A 20091-nucleotide genomic window follows, 5' to 3' on the forward strand; every position below is an offset into this window, starting at 1 on the left:
CCCTAATGCTTCATCCATATACATACGCTTATATAACTTTGCAAATTCCATTCAATTATTTATATATTATCCAAAGGCATTCAGTTCAAATAAATAAATTTTAAGCGTATACTTGAATTGTAAGCAATATGAATTATGGGGGCATAAGAGATGAATTTTAAAAACGTAGTAGTCGCAGGTGGCGGTGTACTAGGAAGCCAAATCGCTTTCCAAAGTGCATTCCACGGATTTAACGTAACGTTATATGATATTAATGATGAGGCTTTAGAAAAAGTCAAAGAGCGTTTGAATATCTTAAAAGGACGTTATTTAGATGATTTAGATACGACTGAAGAGAAAGTAGAACAAGCGTATCAATCAATCCAATTTAGTACTAGTATTCCTGATGCAGCAAAAGATGCTGACATTGTTATTGAAGCCATTCCAGAAGTTGTTTCAATTAAAACAGATTTCTATAAACAATTAGGTGAAAGTGCACCTGAAAAAACAATTTTCGCAACAAATTCTTCAACATTTGCGCCAAGTCAATTTAAAGATGTTACAGGTAGACCAGAAAAATTCTTGGCATTACATTTTGCTAATGAAATTTGGCTACGTAATACAGGTGAAGTGATGCGTACGGAAGATACTTCAGATGAAATCTTTAATGAAGTCTTAGACTTTGCGAAAGCAATCGGTATGGTACCACTTCCAATCCACAAAGAACAACCAGGTTATATCTTAAATTCATTACTTGTACCTTTAGTAACACAAGCAGGTTACTTACTTGGTAACGAAGTTGCAGATTATAAAATGATCGATAAAACATGGATGAAAGCGACAAACGATGAACATGGACCATTTGGTATGAATGATATCGTTGGTATCGCGACACATTTAAATATCAGAAAATCAAAAATGGATGAAAATTCACCAGAATGGGCTAAAAACTACCTTAGATTCTTAGAAGGTATGGTAGAAGAAGGTCGTCTTGGTAAATCTGTAGGTAAAGGTTTCTACAATTATCCAAACCCTGAATTCAAGAGCAAAGACTTCTTCGATAATCCAAAAGAAATCAAAGATTTAACACACGGATTTAAAAATATTACTGTCGCAGGTGGCGGTGTCTTAGGTAGTCAAATCGCATTCCAAACTGCATCTGGTGACTTTAACGTGTCACTTTATGATATTAGTGATGATGCGATTGAAGCTGCTAAAGGTCGTATAAAACAAATTAAACAAGATTACAAATCAGATATGAATGTGGATGACGCTACTGTAGACAAATTCGAATCAAATATCAGTTATTACACTGATTTAGCTGAAGCAACTAAAGATGCAGATTTAGTTATTGAAGTTGTACCAGAAAATACTGATATTAAAAAAGACTTCTATAAACAATTAAGCGAAGTCTTAAATGAAGATGCGTATATCGTTACAAACTCTTCTACATTAAGACCAAGTGACTTTGAAGATTTAACTGGTCGTCCAGAAAAATTCGCGGCATTACACTTCTCAAATGGTGTATGGCTTAAAAACACTGGTGAAGTCATGGTTGCAAGCAAAACAACAGAAGACACATTTAATAAAATCTTAGCATTTGCACGTGATATTCACTTAGTAGTAATTCCAATTCACAAAGAACAACCAGGATATATCTTAAATACGTTATTAATTCCATTACTACATGCTGGACTTAAATTATTAGTTAAAGACATTGCAAATGTTGAAACAATTGATAAAACATGGATGATCGGATTCCATGCGGTTCATGGTCCATTAGCTATTGTAGATATCATTGGATTAAATACGATGTATCACATTTTAAATGCTATTTACCAAGAATCTAACGATGAAATCGATGGTAAAGTCGTTGATTTATTACAAAGTAAAATCGATAAAGGTGAATTAGGCCGTGGTGTAGGTAAAGGTTTCTATGACTACTCAAACGGTGCACCATATTTAGAACCAGATTTCTTAAAATAAGCATTCTGCAATAGTAGATGTAAAGATTCATTAGTGACAGTTCCCTTTAATAATTAAAATCATTCAATAGATGACATATAAATCATTTCCCCAAACCCCTTTACTATCCGCCGTAGTAAAGGGGTTTTTGCTATTGATTAAGCGTATCAAAAAAGCTCGACAGCGATCGCTACATTGATCTTTGTCGAGCTTTAGTCGGTTAATCACCATGTCACGTTAATAAAAGGAGGTCTTCATATGCTGATTAACCATGGGATGGGGTGAATATGAGTTTATGGGATAAAATGATTACGCTAAAATTTGTTTACTGATAATCCAGTTTTTATGGTGCTTAAGCAAAATATTTTGCTCTTTCAATTCTTGAATAATATGGCCAGTTGTTTCACGTGAAATACTTGCAAGATCACTAATCATTTGAATCGTTAAAAATGATTTGATTTCATAAAATTCATCGTTATCATAACCAATCATGTGACATAAATAAATTAATATTTTAATCACGCGTTCTTTTGCACTTTTAGAACTGAGTGCCATATGATATTCAATTTGTTGTTTCTGATTGTTACATAACAATTGGTAAATTCTAATAAACACTTTGTCATTGTTTCTACATAGATATTCAATAAGATCAATGGGAACGGCAATCATGATACAGTCTGTAATGGCTGTACACATTTCATTCGTTGTCTTCTCTTGGAAGAGATTATGCATGGGGAATAATTTATCATCCTTGTTTAAGATGCGGTATACATCACCATTCATACTAAATTGTTCTCTTAATATATAACCATCGATCAAATAGTAAATATGTGTTAATTCGTCAGAAGAATAGTAAATGACTTGTCCTTTGTTATATTGTCTAACGATACATTCATTTTTGTAAGGTTGTAAAGCAACAGAAGGGATGTGAATCAATTGGGCAAGTCGTTCAAGACACTGATCACTATGATTTGTGATTATTGAATTATCGATTGCAATGCCTCGTGATTGGTTGTTTGTCATAAAGTCACCACCTTAGTGATTAATGCTCGATTTGTGTGCCAACATGTCCTTTGAATGCTTCATATGCATTATCTAAATTAGTGATAATCGCGCGTCGGCCTTCACCACTTTCAACAAAATCAATGGCAGCTTCGATTTTAGGAAGCATAGAACCCTCGGCAAATTTACCATCTTTGGCATATTGTTTTAACGTTGCAACGTCAACGTTTGTTAATGCCTCTTGATTAGGCTCGTTATAGTTGATATATACATGCTCTACGTTCGTTAATATCATTAAAGTATTAGCGTCGATGAGTTGTGCTAAGCGTTCACTGGCAAAGTCTTTATCTATTACAGCTTCGACACCTTCATATGTGTCGTTGCGCTTAATAACTGGTATGCCGCCGCCACCACATGCAATGATGATATTTTGATTCTCTACTAATGTACTAATGAGTTGATGCTCTAAAATAGACACTGGCAAAGGTGAAGGTACCACTTTACGGTAACCACGTCCAGCATCTTCCTTATAAGTTGATTCTGGATTGGCTTGCTGTAATTGCTCAGCTTCTTCTTTAGTGTAAAATGGTCCAATCGGTTTAGTAGGGTTAGACATACGGGGGTCATGTTCGTCGACCTCAACACGAGTAATTACTGTACCTGCGCGTCTTGGGCTCTTAATTTCAGCAAGTACTCTGTTGACTTCCGTCTCTATCCAGAATCCTATCATACCTTGGGTCATGGAACCACAAACATCAAGCGGCATGGCAGGGGTTTGTGGACTATCTGCCTTAGCTTGTTGGATCAACATCGTACCAATTTGTGGACCGTTACCATGAGAGATAACGATGTCTGCATCAGTATCAAATAAAGGTTTGAGTGCTTGCATTGTCGAACGTATTGCTTTTCTTTGTGCGTCAGCTGAGCCATCATCAGTTTGTATGGCATTACCGCCTAACGCGATGACGATTTTGTTATCCATATCGTTCACTCCTTAATTAGAATACATTTACGGCACCAGTGATTAATCTGAAAATGCCAATGATTGCTAGAATTGTGATTAATACAAAGAAGATATAGTCAACCTTGCTTAAAGGTTTCCGGTTGTTTTTTTGGACGGTTTGGTAAACGAATAAGCCTGGGATATAGAGCAACATAGTTAATAGTAAGTAATCTATACCCGCTGCATAAACGAGCCAAATCGCGTAAACAGACGAGATAATACCAATAACCCATTGTTTCGTTGTTGCGCGTTCCTTCGTTAAGTAAGTGTATTTAACTTGATAGAAAGCACTGAACATATATGGGATAAGGATCGCACTGGATGCGAGTGAAAAGGCGAATTGATATGCACTCTCTGTGAATAACATACTGATTAAAAAGATTTGTACTAATATATTCGTAATTAATAATGAATTGACAGGTGCTTTATTTTTATTTTCTTTTGCAAACCATTTAGGGAATAGGCCATCTTTCGCAACAACGAAGGGTAATTCACCTGCGAGTAGTGTCCATCCTAACCAAGCACCTAATACTGAAATGATTAAACCAATGTTGACTAGTACTGAACCCCAATGTCCTACAATATGTTCTAAGACTGCAGCCATAGATGGGTTAGATAGTTCTGAAATATGATTCTGTTGAATGACACCTTGTGCGAGAACAGTCATTAAGAAATAGATGACTAATACAGAGATAAGACCGATCACAGTTGCAGTACCGACGTCTTTTTTACTTTTAGCACGGCTTGAAAAGACAACCGCACCTTCAATACCTGTAAATACCCAGACCGTTACAAGCATTGTACTTTTCACTTGGCCTAATGTATCACCCCAACTGAATATGCCAGTATCGCCACTTGTCATACCGTATAAACCAGCTTTAAAGGTCTCAAAGTTAAACGCAGCAATCATACATACGATGACAAGTAAGATAGGGATGAGTTTAGCAACAGTAACGATACTATTAATAAACGCAGCTGTTTCTACACCTTTTAAGATGAGGTAATGTACGCCCCATAAAAGGATAGAAGCAACGATAATACTTGGTAAGGTATTTCCACCTTTGAAGATTGGGAAGAAGTTACCGACTGCTGACATTAATAATGTGGCATAGGCCACGTTGCCTAGGAAGGCTGCAAACCAATAACCCCAAGCACTTGAAAATCCAATAAAATCACCGAACCCGGCTTGTGCATAGCTATAGATACCACCATCTAAGTCTTGTCTTTCATTCGTTAAGTTCTGAAAGACAAAGGCTAGGGAAATCATACCAATTGCTGTGATAATCCAACCGATAATGATGGCTAAACCACCAGCTTGATTACCCATATCAGAAATAATGTTAAATGCACCGCCACCAATCATTGAACCAATGACGAGGCCAATCAAGGAGGTTTTACTTAATTTATTTCCATCTGATTCACTCATATGTCATGTCTCCTTTGAATAAATAAGCAGGTTCAGTTGTGATTCATATATAGGAGCTCAGTGATATGAGGGTATCGTAACCAAACCTGCGTCTTCTTTTTAATTGCAAACTATCCTAGCGTAGCTGCCATCACAGCTTTAATCGTATGCATACGGTTTTCTGCTTGATCGAATACTTTAGAATGTTTGCTTCTAAATATCTCGTCAGTGACTTCCATTTCAGATAAACCATAGTCATCTTTGATTTGTTGACCATATGTTGTATTCGTATCATGGAAGGCTGGTAAACAATGTAAGAAAATCGTGCTATCTTTACCAGTTTTATCGAACATAGCTCTATTAACTTGATAGTCTTTTAATAATTTAATACGTGATTCAAATTCACTTTCTTCACCCATAGATACCCACACGTCAGTGTAGATAACATCGGCATCTTTAACACCTTCGTCAATATTATCTGTAATTGTGATTGAACCACCGTCTTGTTTGGCACGTCTTTCTGCAATATCAACATAGTCTTGAGATGGGAAGAGTGCTTTAGGAGAACAAATTGTTACGTCTACACCAAGCATTGGTCCAGCCACAAGTAGTGAGTTAGCCACATTGTTACGTCCGTCACCTACATAAGTAAGTTTGATGCCATCTAAATGACCAAAGTTTTCTTTAACTGTCATGTAGTCAGCTAACATTTGTGTTGGATGCCATGCGTCGGTTAAACCATTCCATACAGGTACACCTGAATATTTAGCTAAGTCTTCAACCATCTCTTGTGAGAAACCGCGGAATTCGATACCATCAAACATTCTTCCTAGTACTTTAGCTGTGTCTTCAACAGATTCTTTTTTACCTAATTGGATATCATTTTTTCCTAAGAATTCAGGATGTGCACCTAAATCAATAGAGGCAACAGTAAAGGCTGCACGTGTACGTGTAGAATTCTTTTCAAATAATAGGGCGATATTTTTATGATCTAAATAACGATGTGGAATCCCTTTTTGTTTATAATCTTTTAAAGTAATAGCGAAATCGATTAAATCGCTAAATTCTTTTTTCGTAAAGTCATCTTCTTTTAATAAATGTCTACCTTTTAAGTTAAGTGGTTGTTGAATTTCTGACATGATTCATTCCTCATTTCTTTAAAATGTATTAGTAAAGTACATGTGTGTACTGAATTAAATATCTTCTCTATATAATGGTTGGCTCATACATCTTGGGCCCCCACGACCACGGACTAATTCACTACCTGTAATTTCAATAACTTTAATGCCTTTATCACGTAATAATTGGTTAGATACATAGTTTCGGTCGTAAGTTACGACAACCCCTGGACGGATAGTCAATGTGTTAGAACCGTCATTCCATTGTTCACGGGCACCATCGATAACGTCACCATTACCTGTTGGGATAAATTCAATATTGTCGATGTTAAGCGCCTCTTCTAATGTTTCTTTTAATTTGTTTGAGTGCGTAATTTTAATGTCTTGACCTTGTTCATCTTTTTCAATGGTGAAGATGTTCATGTTATCTTCTTCTTTGAAAATCGCAGCATGCATTGTAAATTTGTCGTAGTCAATCATGGTAAATACTGTATCTAAATGCATAAATGTACGGCTGTTTGGAATTTCGATGGCAAGTACTTTAGTAAATGTAGATTGATCATCGAATAAAATTTGTCTTGCTAAGCGTTCGATAGCTTGTGCAGAGGTACGTTCAGAAATACCAACTGCAAGTACATCTTTAGATAGAATTAATTCATCGCCACCCTCAATATTGAATGGTGAATTTCGATCTAACCAAACTGGGACATCGTCGTTTTTGAATCTTGGGTGATATTTCAAAATATATGTCATGAAGATTGATTCACGACGACGGGCACGCCAATACATACGGTTGATAGTCATTCCTCTACCTACAGATGCTTGAGGATCTCTAGTGAAGTAAAGGTTTGGCATTGGATCGAGATAGAATGGATAGCGGTCATCCATATATTCTACGAGGTGATTCGTTTCTAATTGAATTTCTTCTTTACGTACACCAGCCATAATTTTTTCTACCAGTTCTTGGTCATTTAATGTCGCGAACAGTTCTTTAATTTCTTTTTCATGACCGAGGACAGTCTTTTGAGATTCTTTTAAAATGTCATCGATAAATTGTTCGCGAACAGAGGCATCTGCAATGGCTTCTGCAGCTAGGTGTTCTAAATAAACAACCTCGACACCTTCATCTCTAAGTACTTGAGCGAAATGGTCATGCTCTTCTTGAGCAACTTTCAAATAAGGAATATCGTCAAATAGCAATCCACTTAGATGATCAGGTACTAAATTTTCTAATTCTTTACCTGGTCGTTTAAGTAATACCGTTTTTAATTTGCCGATTTCACTGTTTACGTGGATAGGTCCTTTTTCCATTGTTATTTCCTCCTTTGATTTAATACATCTAGAGTATAAAGCGCTTTCAACATAGAGATTGAGAATCTTTTCACAATGATAATGTCGAATATCTCATATAAAATATTTATTCAATGCAATTTGATGATAGATTATGCAATATAAACGCATAAAACCTATAATTACATGTATATTAAGTTAATACGATAATAAATAATTAATATAATATGATTTTTTATTCGATTGAATGTATGGATAGTCATGCATGATTAATTAACTATAAATGTTAAATCTATCTATATTTTAAGAAGATTTTTATACATCAATATAAAACTTTTTATAAAAATTGTTATAAATGAGAAATACTTCACATATTGTATGAAGGAAATTTGATATGGTATTTGTGATGAAGTTTGTCTGTATTTTGTGAAATATGCAGATAAAGGAGTAAATAAATATGAGAAAAAGTAAACGATTGGATTTAATATCGACAATTGTGAAAGATAATGACATACGTTCAAAAGCCGAAATTGTGGACTATCTTGATAAACATTTTGGTATCAAATATAGTGTGGCAACGATTAGTAGAGATTTAAATGAACTTAAAATATATAAAATGCCTACCGCCAATAATGATCGATGTTACCGAAAGTTTAATGATAATGCTCAAAGCGAAGCGAAAACGAAACTCATAGCCTTTTACAATGATGAGATCGAAAAGGTCACAATTAAAGATCACTACCTTATTGTTAAAACATCGCCAGGATTTGCGCAAAGTGTGAACTTTTATATCGATCAGCTCAATTTAAATGAGGTATTAGGAACAGTTGGCGGTAATGACACGATATTGATATTAGTTAGTTCAGCTGATGTTACTGAATTTGTACATTATCAATTATTTGGACAGACGTATCAAGAAGAACTAAAGTCATGATTCATGTGACGTGATGTATATTAAAAGTCGATGACAAGTATCAAAATGAATTTTGCCATTGAAGCGAGCTTGATGTTATAATGCGTAAGGTTTCAATTCGACAAATAAAACGCGATTCAATTGATATATGTCATATAGTGAGTGGCACGTAGGATAGTCAATAAATAACAATTCTAATGAGATGATAAGATAGCCACCTTCATGGGCGAGTGATGAAACCAAGTTGAATGACACAATGGTTTCTTACTCGCTCTATTTTATTGCTAAAAAAGTGGTGATGGCATATGTATGCAAAGTGCAAGTATATACATATGTTACAGACGTCAGGGGCGTAATGTACGCTTTATCAATATTGAATTTAAATAGTATGAAAAGGAGCGGATGTCATGGTAGATAATTGGAAAGTTCAGTGGTTTAATCAACCAATGAAAAATATACTAGCAGGTATTGTAGTGGCACTTGCTTTAATTCCAGAAGCGATTGCCTTTTCAATCATAGCGGGGGTGGACCCGATGATTGGTTTATATGCGGCGTTTATCATAGCGACAGTGACAGCGATTGTTGGTGGACGACCGGCAATGATTTCAGGTGCTACAGGTGCAGTTGCACTTGTTGTGACACCACTCGTGAAGGAACATGGCGTGGAATATTTATTTGCAGCGACGATTTTAATGGGATTGATTCAACTTGTCTTAGGTATTTTAAAAGTAGGAAGACTGATGAAGTTCATTCCACAATCCGTAATGATTGGTTTCGTTAATGCATTAGGTATTATGATCTTTCTATCTCAAATTGAGCATATTTTTAATATATCCATTGCGACTTACATTTATGTCATTATTACTTTATTAATCGTATATATTGTACCTAGATTCTTTAAAGCAATTCCTGCACCATTAATTGCGATTATTTTATTAACAGCATTATATATGTTTACAGGTGCCAATGTGCATACTGTTGGTGATTTAGGTACGATTAAACAGGCATTGCCTCATTTCATTATTCCACAAGTACCTTACACACTGGAGACATTACAAATCATCTTACCATTTTCAGTTTCAATGGCGATTGTAGGGTTAGTAGAAAGCTTACTCACTGCTAAAATTGTAGACGAATTTACAAATACTTATAGTAGTAAAAATAAGGAATCTCGTGGACAAGGTATCGCAAATATCATTACAGGATTCTTCGGTGGTATGGGTGGTTGTGCGATGATCGGACAATCTGTCATTAATGTGAAATCAGGTGCGACAAGTCGATTATCGACATTAACTGCAGGTGTAGTACTCATATTTATGATTATTGTATTAGGGGATTTAGTAGTGCAAATTCCAATGCCTATTTTAGCGGGAATTATGGTCATGGTATCTATTGGAACAGTAGACTGGCATTCCTTTAAATATATTAAAAATGCTCCAAAAACGGATGCCTTTGTGATGATTCTAACAGTTATTATTGTATTGATGACACATAATCTAGCCATTGGTGTTATCGTAGGTGTCGTATTTAGTGCACTCTTCTTCGCGACTAAGATTTCTAACGTGAATGTGACAACAGAGACGTTTGATGAGACGTTACATGTATACTTTGAAGGTCAAATTTTCTTTGTATCTATTGATTCCATGATGAACCAAATTGACTTTAATGTGGACCATTCAGTCATTGAATTAGACTTCAACCATGCACATTTATGGGATGATTCAGCAGTGAATGCGATTGATACCATCGTACAGAAATTCGAAGCCAATCATAATACCGTCTATGTGAAAAAGTTAAATTCAGATAGTAGAAAGATTATTTCCGAGCTAAGTCAGATTAATCATAACCAGTTGATTTAATCGACACTAGCTGTAAAATATAGAGGAACTCATGACGGTAATTGTGTAAAATATCAGCGCACTAACTATGATGAGGGGTGAATAGGATGAAATTCATCATCAGACAAGAGCAAAAAGAAGATTACCTGCAAACTGAAGAAGTAGTGAAAAAGGCTTTTGAGAATGAATCATATAGTGATCAAAGTGAGCACACATTGGTTGCGAAATTACGAAAGTCAGAGGCATTTGTTCCAGATTTATCATTAGTCGCTGTAAATGAAGATAAAATCATAGGACATATATTATTATCTAAAATTTTGATTGATACTGAGGATAAGAAAGTAGAATCTTTATCATTAGCACCTATTTCTGTTTTACCCGAATATCAAAATAAAGGTGTAGGTCAAAAATTAATACAACAAGCTTTAACCATTGCAGAAATCATTGATTTTGAATCAGTCATCGTTATGGGGTACGAAGCATATTATCCGAAATTTGGTTTCAAAAAAGCATCTCATTGGGGCATACAAGCACCTTTTGAAGTACCAGATGAGTTATTGATGGCAATTGAATTAAAAGATAGTGCTTTAAATCATGCTTCAGGTATCATCCAATATCCAAACGCATTTTTTGAATGATGAGGTTGAGATTGATAATGGTATGTAAAAAACATAATGTAGATTGGTATATAAAAGAATAAATATATGATCATAGAAACTATAATTTGACTCCTGTTAACTTCATGTAACGGGAGTCTTTTTTTATCTAACTGATTTTTTGGCTAATACTGTGATTTCAATAGAAATTATAATTATATTAAAAAATTATAAGAGATTATTTAAAAATTCCAGGTTTTTAGTTACAATATAGGCGAACAATATTTTAAAGGAGTGTTTAAATGTTCGTTTCTCAAAGCCGCATTGGAAGAATAGAAAATCGTTACGAGTGGTTGAATCGAGAAATTAAACAATCTAAAAGAAGTTATAGAATCGAAAGGATTTCCATGTGTATTTGGCGTACAAGGACATAAAAAGGAAGTTCACTTTTATTCTGCATTAAATTATCCATATAGTCCTGAAGAATTATCTAAAGATATAGATCTTTATTTAAATGAATTAAAAAAGATGCCTAAAAAAGATAGGGGCATTTCTGGATTGTTAGTATATTTTGAACCAATTGGCAATATGAGTATACATGCAAAGCAGTTTATGGTTTGGCAACTTCTTTCATCAATGAAAAATAAGTATGGATATAAAAAGGATAATATTGATAATAATCCTTTAGACGATGGTTATGTGTATCGCTTTAAAAATGAATTATGGTTCATTAATTTTAGTTCTAATAGTTATAAACACAGAAAATCAAGAAATTTAGGTACTTTTATAACATTAGCAATGCAAACTCTTAGTAAATCAGATGAATATTTTAATTACAATATGGAAACTAAAGCTAAAGCACAAAAAAATGTTAGAAAATTAGCAGAGAAATATGATGGTTGTCCCGTACATTCTGGTTTAGGACCTGTTATTGGTTCAGGAAAATTTCCACCAGCTAAATTATCTTATTTTATAGGGGATACCAATTCGGAAAAATCTTATGAACCATGGAAATTTCAAGCATTTAGACCACAAAAAATAATATTAGATGAATCAATTATTAGTGAAAATGGACCTCAAGTTAAGCATTTTGAATGCCTTTATGGAAACGAAAAAATTAAACGATACTCAAACTGTAAAGAAGAACATGACATAAATGAAAACAATCTACTAGTTACTAATTCCTCAGATTTAGTAGAGTTATATAATAGTAATATTCAAATAGCAACCTTTAATAAGAATATAGCTTCAGAGTACAATGTTTTTGATATAGATTATATGAATGATTTATTGGCATTAAGATTCATCAAAGATAACGCTATTTATAACTAATATAAATTTGAAAGGAGTAAATGTTTTGTATAAAAATATAATATTTGACTTCGATGGAACAATTGCTGATTCAAAAAAAAGTAGTTCGATAGCAACCAAAAAAGCATTTTCAGAATTTGGTTTACATATACCTAGTGACACGCAAATTGAATATTATATGGGGATACCTATAGAAAAATCCTTTGATTTAATGAGTGAAAAAAGTTTAACTGAAAATGAATTGAATCAATTAATGGAGTTATTTAGAAGATATTATAAAGAAACAGAAACATTATATTTGAATATTTTTGACGGAATGACAGAACAACTCGCAGAGCTCCATGAAAAATATAAGTTGTTTGTAGTATCTAGTAAAAAAACAGATGTATTAAAACGAAATCTAAAAAAATTGAAATTTGAACATTTCTTTTTAGAAGTTATAGGTTCGGACAAGGTTGAAAACTATAAACCTTCCCCCGATGGACTATTATATATATTAAATAAATATAACTTGCATCGTAATCAAACGATATATATAGGTGATGCAGTTTTCGATATAAAAATGGCTAATAATGCTAATATAGATTCTTGTGCTGTAACTTGGGGAAGCCATGATGTTGAAGAATTAAAACGTGAAAATCCTACATTCATTATTACAAATGTTCACCAACTAGATTTTGAGGAATAGTATATGGCCATCAGTAAAAGAATAACAATTATTGGATTTTTAACAATGTTTATCGTAGGTGTATCAGATTTGATAGTCGTTGGTATGTTAGGTGAAATGAGTAAGGAATTTCATGTAAGTAAAGCTTTGATAGGTCAATTGGTCACTTTATATGCTATTGCTTTTTCGATATTAAGTCCTATCTTAACGAAACTCACAAAAAATATAAATGATAAAAACATCTTAGTGTATGGTTTGATTATTTTTATTCTGTTAACTTTAATGACTATGATAATTAGAAATTACATTTTGTTGTGTTTAGTTAGAATTGTATTAGCAGGTGTCGCTTCATTAATAACAGTAAAGTTAATGGCAACAGGTGCCAACATTGTTCCAGAAGAATACAAAGCTTCTGTAATTGCTAATATATATGTTGGATTTAGTGCTGCAAACATATTAGGTATACCATTAGGTACGCTAATAGCTTCTCAGTATAATTGGAAACTTCCATTTTATTTAATCGCAATTATAACTTTTTTATGTTTATTAGGTGTATTGTATTTTATACCTCATAAAACCGAAGATCAAAGTGTTAATAATACTGAATATAAAGTAATTAATTATAAAGGTATCATATTGATACTTGTTTTTTTACTATTAATGATGGTTTCTAATAGTATATTGTTTACATATATCGAGCCTTTAGTAAAAAGCAACGGTCATAGTATCTTTATTGTAAGTTTATGTTTATTCCTTTCAGGTATTGCAGGTGTACTAGGATCAAAATTAGGTAATAGTTTGTCGGAGAAAAAAGGATACAATATAGCTGGAAATATAATTATTGGGGTATACACAATCGCTATTATATTCATTTGGTTCGCCGGTGGAAATGTTTTAATTCTTACTTTATGTGTATTTATATGGAATTTATTTCATTGGGGAACAAATCCAACAGTTCAATATGCATTACTTAAATTTTTACGAGGAGACCCGAGTCAAATATTAAGTTATGATATCTCAGTATTAAATTTAGGAATAGGATTAGGTTCATTTATAGGGGGAATATTATATTATATAGATTATCATTTTAATTTATCTTTAATGATTTCAATCATATTAGCAGTTTGTTCATCATTAATTTTAAAAATGGTGGTTCGCTCAGAGTATATGAAATAAATATTAAAGATCATAAATGGAGCTTCACTGTTTTAATCTCATTCATCAAAATAATTTAAATACGTATTCATATAAAAAAGCAATTTCTATTCGAAGGGGATAGAAATTGCTTTTTGTTTTGAATGTATAAAACTAAATTTTAATGTAATGCTTGATTCTTTTGCTTTTTTGAAATTACAATATTAGCGATTAACCATGCTATTTGCACTATAAACGGAATTAAAAAAGCAAATCCTAACACACCTAGATTAACTAACTTTAGTTCGGTTGTTTGTGTTACGCTAGCTGCATCTACATTTCTATTCCACACCATAAACGCGAAAAAGATGAAAGTTATAATTTCTAGAATACTCATTATCCACCAAGAAATCCATGAAATTTTCATTTTATTCACCTCAACTTAGTTACTTTTAGATTAACATAACTAAGTTAATTTTCTGAAATGATATTTCATAAGCCCCCCTTACTATTTTATTAGTAGGGGGATTTTTGGATATTTGAATTTTAAGTCAATACAATAGATTTTACTTTTATCATTAAGTGAATGTCTCTTAATAAGCGGTTATTCATACAGTGCTTGTTGCATTACACTGACGAATGTATCAATTGTGAGTTGGTTAGCGTGTCTAGCTTGGTAAGTACGATGTAAGTTGAACTGTTGATGGTTAGTAGTGATATCGTGTAACACTTGGTTTAACTGGTTCAATTGTTCTAATGTAAATGTGTTTTCTGGTGCAGTAAATGGACGCTGATGTGCAACCTCATCCCACGCTAAGATAATGTGTTGATGATGAAATGCACGTGCTACTGCATTTTCAATTTCGTTGCCTTGATTAATGTCGAGGTAAATATCACAGCGTTGGTATAGTTCCGCAAATATATCTTTTGTTGCTGCTGGATATAAATGTACGTGTTGATGTTGATCGTACGCCATGAGTTTGGACGACATTTCAGTTAATGCAGCGATATGGAATTGCATATTAGGGTGCGCCACTATAATATGTTCAAGTTGCGGTATTTCATCTGAGTTTGTCAGGATGAGTGCATGGTTTGAATATTGATTTGATTTATCAAAGTCATACAGATAACCGGCTTGATAAACATGCGATGCTTGTTCAGAATTAAGTTGTGCCACCACAGTATGATATTCTCTGTAATCAGGTATCATCACAGAGAATTGACGTTGTAATGTGCCATCTAGTAATGAACACATATTTCCTGGGACATGACCATTACTACTTTCTTGCCAGAATAATAAGCCTTTACCTTCTGTATTCATATGATGTAAGACTAAGAACGGTGTTGATAAAGAATTAATAATGATCTCAGATAAATCCACTTGAATTTGTTGAAGATAGAAGGTTATAAACACCACTTTAGAAGGGAAGAAATAGGATTGTCCTTGCCAGTCTAATACATAATCCCCTGTGACATAGTTTTCATATATCACTTCTTTACCTTCTCGGGTTACATATTTCTTTAATATAGCTTTTCCAGCTAAGTCATAAATCGTTTCAGCAAATTTAAAGCCATGTTTTGAATAATGATCTTCAGAACGTAAACGACCTTTATCGTCGAACCAACGCACATGACTAACTATGCGCGTTTTATAATGCGGGCGGTAACGTATTTCGCCTTTAATATGTCCCATATCTTTAATTTGAGCTGATTGTCCATCGCCACTAATTTCCCAAAATGGTGGGACGTCAACAGCATTAAAGAATTTAGGTTGATCGTCATCATGTAATAGATTAGCCGCAAAGAATTGATAAGGGGACGTCACTTCATCTGGTAAGAAACCATCATCTTCAATACAAATGGTGAAGTTATGATAATCTGCTTGTTCAAGTGTTTGATGTAATAACTGAGTCGGTTGATTATAATATTCAAATAAATTAATCATAGAGCACCTCGTCGACTAAATTCTGCCATTTGTTAATCATTTCTGTTGTCTTAAATGGTGTAGCAATATCATATGAAACTTGTTGAGGAGATGTAGGTCCATTGTTAAAGTATCGAACTATTTTATCAGCCATACGATCTGTAATCTCCTCGATAGATTCTTCCTTAGTCGGTTTATCTAATAAGTAACCGTTTTGACCATCTGAGATGAAAGTGGGGTTCCCATAGTTCACATTGAAACCAATCATACCTAAGCCAGAACCTACTGCTTCCATAAGTGTTAAGCCAAAGCCTTCACTTTGTGATGCTGATACAAATAATTCATATTGTGTGTAAATTTCATCAAGATTGACGTGACCTTGTAAGTGAATGTAGTCTTCGGCATGATAGTCACTAATGATTTGTTGAATTTTATCTTTTTCTGGGCCGTGTCCGTAAATATCAAATGATAGCTGTGGTACGGCTTGTTTGGCTTTAATAACTGCAAGTGCGATCCAATCGACGTGTTTCTCAGACGCTAAGCGTGAAGCGGTTAGGATAGAATAAGGTTGTCTTTCTACACTTGGCATTGTTAATTGGTCGAGACTGCCCACGGGTATCGTTCTAATACGTGGTTGAAATTTTGTATATTGCGCAAATTGTTGTGACAGAATTTGATTTTGTAAATCGGTAGCCACAATATAGAAATCAATATATGGTGCGTGATTAAACTGATATTCATAATAATTGTTCCATAAAATGTGCGTACCATCTGTGATATTGTCACTATAATGTTCTGCATGTACCACAACACCGACATGACTTTGGCCTTTATTTTGCAGAACTGCTTGGCCGATATCAGTGGCACGATCTAATATGACAATGTCGTTATGTGTTAAATGTAATTGCTGAATAAAGTAAGCAACAAAGGCTTCTTTACTATTAAAACGTGCGTCGTTAAATACATAGGAATGCGCATCGCCATCTATGATTTCTTGATAGGCTATAGAGCCATTTTCATTGTAGAACTGACGCATATACAATTTGGCATAGTTGTCATAAGGTGCGTAATATTCAGAGAAGACACGAACATAGCTATAGAAATCTTTGCGAATTAACATACCATTAACGACAAATTCAGCACGGTCAACATAGGGTTGGTCGGCATTTTTCATATAACAGGTTACAAATGTTTGAGGTTGATGGTCTAAATAAAGACGTTGTACCTTGCCTTGTTGATCGACTTCAGTTCGTGTCACTGTATTTCCGACATCAAGTTTAAGTTGATCAATGGTATATGTAGTTGGTGCTATTGGGATATCTGTAAAGTATTGATATAACCAAATAATTTCATTATCATGAAACCCCAAGTTAGCTGTTAAGGTTTGTATATTTTCTGACGCAATAAAGTCTAAAAATATGAACTTTGCATCTTCTTTTAAATGTCGTAGCATTTGTGCGCGATAACTTTGTGCATATTCTACGCCACTACTTGCCCAACCAATGCCAAAGTTGATGTTATAAATTGTCATAAATAGCCCTCCTTTTAAGGGAAATGAATGGTTAAATCACCATTTTGTTGTTCATCAATGATACTTAAACATAAGTTTCGAATCATACGATGTTTAATATCATGTTCCATATCATTAAATGAGTCTAACGCCACTTTATGGTATTCAAATATAGAATTCCGTTGACCTTTTTGACGCTGATTGACGTTCGCTTTGAGTTGTTGTAAATAGTCTACTTGCTCAATCCATGATGTGTCGATGGCTTTGAGTACTGCTTTTCTTAAAAATTGTTGATATAACTCGTTGTCACTAATTTTCTGTTTATTAGTAGCCAGTTGGTCTTTAAATTGTGTTATTAAAAACTCAATATTTTCATCGTGATTTTGATGATTAAATTCAAAATTAGCATCCACAAAACTAAAGCTCAAGTTTTTATAGATATAGCGAACAATATGATCTCTCGTCATACTACCGTCAGTCTTAAAGTCATGATTAAAGACATCACGAGCTATACTTTCAAAGTCTAAGTCATCTAAGTTTTCACTATTAAGTATACGGTTACGTTCACTATAGATTAATTGACGTTGTGTACTAATACTCTTCTCGAATTCATTTGCCGTTTCACGTGCTTTCATGCCTTCTTCTTCAGAAACACGTTGTGCCTTTTTAACAATACGTTTGATTTTATTATTAAAGGTAGGGCTATCAGATAGGTATGCTGTATCTTGTTTCATCAATGATGGATTGTCTTTTAACTTGGAATCACTCCAACGTTGGACTAAGTAATCATCTAATGAAATAAAAATTTGAGACTGACCTGGGTCACCTTGACGACCAGCACGTCCTCTTAATTGTCTATCGATACGACTATTTTCCATGTGCTCGTTAATCAGTACTGTTAGACCACCGAGTTCGTGAACTTCTTTAGATAGTTTAATATCTGTACCTCTACCAGCCATACTTGTGGCTACAGTAACGGCATTCAATTGACCTGCCTCTGCAATCATTTGGGCTTCACGAGCAACATTTTGTGCAATCAGCAAGTTGTTCGGGATATGTCTATTAAATAATTCACTTGAAAAGTATTCCGCTGCTTCAGCTGTACGAGTAATTAATAATACAGGACGTTGCTTTTGATGATAGTCAATCACTGTATCTAAAATTGCGACATTTTTATCGTCATCATTCACAAATACTTTATCCGGTAAATCTCGTCTTATCACAGGATTAGACGTTGGAATTTGAATAACGATTTTTGAATAAAGGTCGAAAAATTCTTTCTCCGCAAGTTTACCTGTCGCCGTCATTCCAGAAAAGCGTTCAAATTGCATAAAGAGATTTTGGAAGGTAATGGTAGCCATGACACTCATATCATCTGAAATATCTAAATGCTCTTTAGCTTCTAAGGCTTGGTTAAGTCCGGCTTGCATTTTCGTGCCTGGTAACATACGTCCTGTGATACGGTCGATCAACATGATTTCGCCGTCCATAATAATGTAATCTAAATTAAGATCAAATAAATAAGTGGCACGTAATGCAAGATTAATATTCCTTACTAAATCAAAGTAGGGGGCATCATAAATATTAGGCACATCAAAATATGTATTGGCCTTTTCGATACCTTGTTCAGTTAACCAAATTTCACGCTTTGTCTTTTTCATTTTGAAATCTTGATCCTCTTTAAGTGTTGCTACAAAGGCTTTTACAATTTCAAACAAATTAGATTGTACTCTTGGTGCACCAGAAATGACGAGTGGTGTTTGTGCTGCATCTAAGATAATAGAATCCACTTCATCAATGAGGGCATAGTGTAATTCAGGTAAGAACTTGCTTTCTTTTGTATCAGCTAAGTTATCGATAAGATAGTCAAAACCTAAATTACCATTGGTTGTGTAAATAATATCGTGATGATATAGCGTCTGCTTTTCTTGATTGGATATAGGTCCTTGAGGATTCTCTACAAATCCCAGTGATGTTGTAAGACCTAACCATTCATATAAAGGTTTCATTTCTTCGTAGTCACGTTTAGCTAAATAATCATTTGTAGTGATTAAAAAGACAGACTTACCTGATAGCGCATTTAAGTATAAGGGTAATGTGGCAGTTAATGTTTTACCTTCACCTGTCTGCATCTCTGAAATATTTCCTTGATGCATCACTATTGCACCTAGTACCTGTACGTCTTTGTGATACATACCTAATACACGACGTGACGCTTCTCGGACAACAGCATAGGCTTCAGGTAAAATATCATTCAACGTTGCGTTACCATCTTGCAGCTGCTGTTTGAAGTCTATAGTTTTGTCTTGTAATTGTTCATCTGAATATTGACGCATATCTTCACTATAACGATTGATTTTATTTAATATTTTATAAAGTTTTTTTAACCTCATATGATTAATTGCGGTATTCACATTGAGATTCATAGTTATCCTC

The 20091-nt window shown here is 34.0% G+C and carries 16 protein-coding genes; 7 read left to right on the forward strand and 9 right to left on the reverse strand.

The window, feature by feature from the left end; translation table 11 throughout:
• The first annotated feature begins 150 nt into the window (after positions 1-150).
• The gene (locus tag ssp1_RS00545) at positions 151-1965 is read left to right on the forward strand and encodes a 3-hydroxyacyl-CoA dehydrogenase (RefSeq protein ID WP_075777775.1); all 1815 of its coding nucleotides are present in this window, start codon (positions 151-153) and stop codon (positions 1963-1965) included.
• Between the two features lie 288 nt (positions 1966-2253).
• On the opposite strand, the gene ssp1_RS00550 is transcribed toward ssp1_RS00545, so the two are convergent.
• The 5 genes from ssp1_RS00550 to arcA form a co-directional block, all read right to left on the reverse strand.
• Entirely contained in the window at positions 2254-2967 is a 714-nt protein-coding gene (locus tag ssp1_RS00550; protein ID WP_002466992.1) for a Crp/Fnr family transcriptional regulator, read from the reverse strand.
• 19 nt (positions 2968-2986) lie between these two features.
• Positions 2987-3928 (reverse strand): carbamate kinase, encoded by a 942-nt coding sequence (gene arcC, locus ssp1_RS00555; RefSeq protein WP_002466994.1) that lies wholly within the window; start codon positions 3926-3928, stop codon positions 2987-2989.
• A gap of 16 nt (positions 3929-3944) precedes the next feature.
• On the reverse strand, positions 3945-5375 hold the full coding sequence (arcD, locus tag ssp1_RS00560) for an arginine-ornithine antiporter (RefSeq protein WP_075777776.1): 1431 nt from the start codon (positions 5373-5375) through the stop codon (positions 3945-3947).
• Between the two features lie 110 nt (positions 5376-5485).
• Positions 5486-6493: an ornithine carbamoyltransferase gene (argF, locus tag ssp1_RS00565; protein ID WP_023374348.1), complete on the reverse strand. Its 1008-nt coding sequence runs from the start codon at positions 6491-6493 to the stop codon at positions 5486-5488.
• Between the two features lie 54 nt (positions 6494-6547).
• Positions 6548-7783, reverse strand: a complete 1236-nt coding sequence (arcA, locus tag ssp1_RS00570; protein ID WP_075777777.1) for an arginine deiminase — start codon at positions 7781-7783, stop codon at positions 6548-6550.
• A 436-nt stretch (positions 7784-8219) separates the two neighbouring features.
• Here arcA and ssp1_RS00575 point away from each other — a divergent pair, with 436 nt between their 5' ends.
• From ssp1_RS00575 to ssp1_RS00600, 6 genes are all read left to right on the forward strand, one after another.
• Positions 8220-8696, forward strand: coding sequence for an arginine repressor (locus ssp1_RS00575; protein WP_050969492.1), 477 nt, complete (start codon positions 8220-8222; stop codon positions 8694-8696).
• A 386-nt stretch (positions 8697-9082) separates the two neighbouring features.
• On the forward strand, positions 9083-10534 hold the full coding sequence (locus ssp1_RS00580) for a SulP family inorganic anion transporter (protein WP_075777778.1): 1452 nt from the start codon (positions 9083-9085) through the stop codon (positions 10532-10534).
• A gap of 86 nt (positions 10535-10620) precedes the next feature.
• A complete protein-coding gene (locus tag ssp1_RS00585; protein ID WP_075777779.1) occupies positions 10621-11151 on the forward strand; it encodes a GNAT family N-acetyltransferase in 531 nt (176 codons plus the stop codon).
• Positions 11152-11496: 345 nt separating this feature from the next.
• Positions 11497-12441: a YqcI/YcgG family protein gene (locus ssp1_RS00590; RefSeq protein WP_240328905.1), complete on the forward strand. Its 945-nt coding sequence runs from the start codon at positions 11497-11499 to the stop codon at positions 12439-12441.
• Positions 12442-12466: 25 nt separating this feature from the next.
• Complete coding sequence (locus ssp1_RS00595; RefSeq protein ID WP_075777780.1) at positions 12467-13108, forward strand: HAD family hydrolase; 642 nt, start codon at positions 12467-12469, stop codon at positions 13106-13108.
• A gap of 3 nt (positions 13109-13111) precedes the next feature.
• On the forward strand, positions 13112-14263 hold the full coding sequence (locus ssp1_RS00600) for an MFS transporter (protein ID WP_075777781.1): 1152 nt from the start codon (positions 13112-13114) through the stop codon (positions 14261-14263).
• A gap of 139 nt (positions 14264-14402) precedes the next feature.
• On the opposite strand, the gene ssp1_RS00605 is transcribed toward ssp1_RS00600, so the two are convergent.
• The 4 genes from ssp1_RS00605 to secA2 form a co-directional block, all read right to left on the reverse strand.
• Complete coding sequence (locus tag ssp1_RS00605; RefSeq protein ID WP_075777782.1) at positions 14403-14648, reverse strand: DUF3923 family protein; 246 nt, start codon at positions 14646-14648, stop codon at positions 14403-14405.
• A gap of 177 nt (positions 14649-14825) precedes the next feature.
• Positions 14826-16166, reverse strand: coding sequence for an accessory Sec system glycosylation chaperone GtfB (gtfB, locus tag ssp1_RS00610; protein WP_075777783.1), 1341 nt, complete (start codon positions 16164-16166; stop codon positions 14826-14828).
• Positions 16159-17676: an accessory Sec system glycosyltransferase GtfA gene (gene gtfA, locus ssp1_RS00615; RefSeq protein ID WP_075777784.1), complete on the reverse strand. Its 1518-nt coding sequence runs from the start codon at positions 17674-17676 to the stop codon at positions 16159-16161. Before gtfA ends, gtfB begins: the two co-directional genes overlap by 8 nt.
• Before the next feature lie 14 nt (positions 17677-17690).
• Positions 17691-20081, reverse strand: coding sequence for an accessory Sec system translocase SecA2 (gene secA2 / locus ssp1_RS00620; protein WP_075777785.1), 2391 nt, complete (start codon positions 20079-20081; stop codon positions 17691-17693).
• Positions 20082-20091: the final 10 nt, after the last annotated feature.

This window comes from Staphylococcus sp. M0911 (assembly GCF_003491325.1).
GTDB classification, from domain to species: domain Bacteria; phylum Bacillota; class Bacilli; order Staphylococcales; family Staphylococcaceae; genus Staphylococcus; species Staphylococcus warneri_A.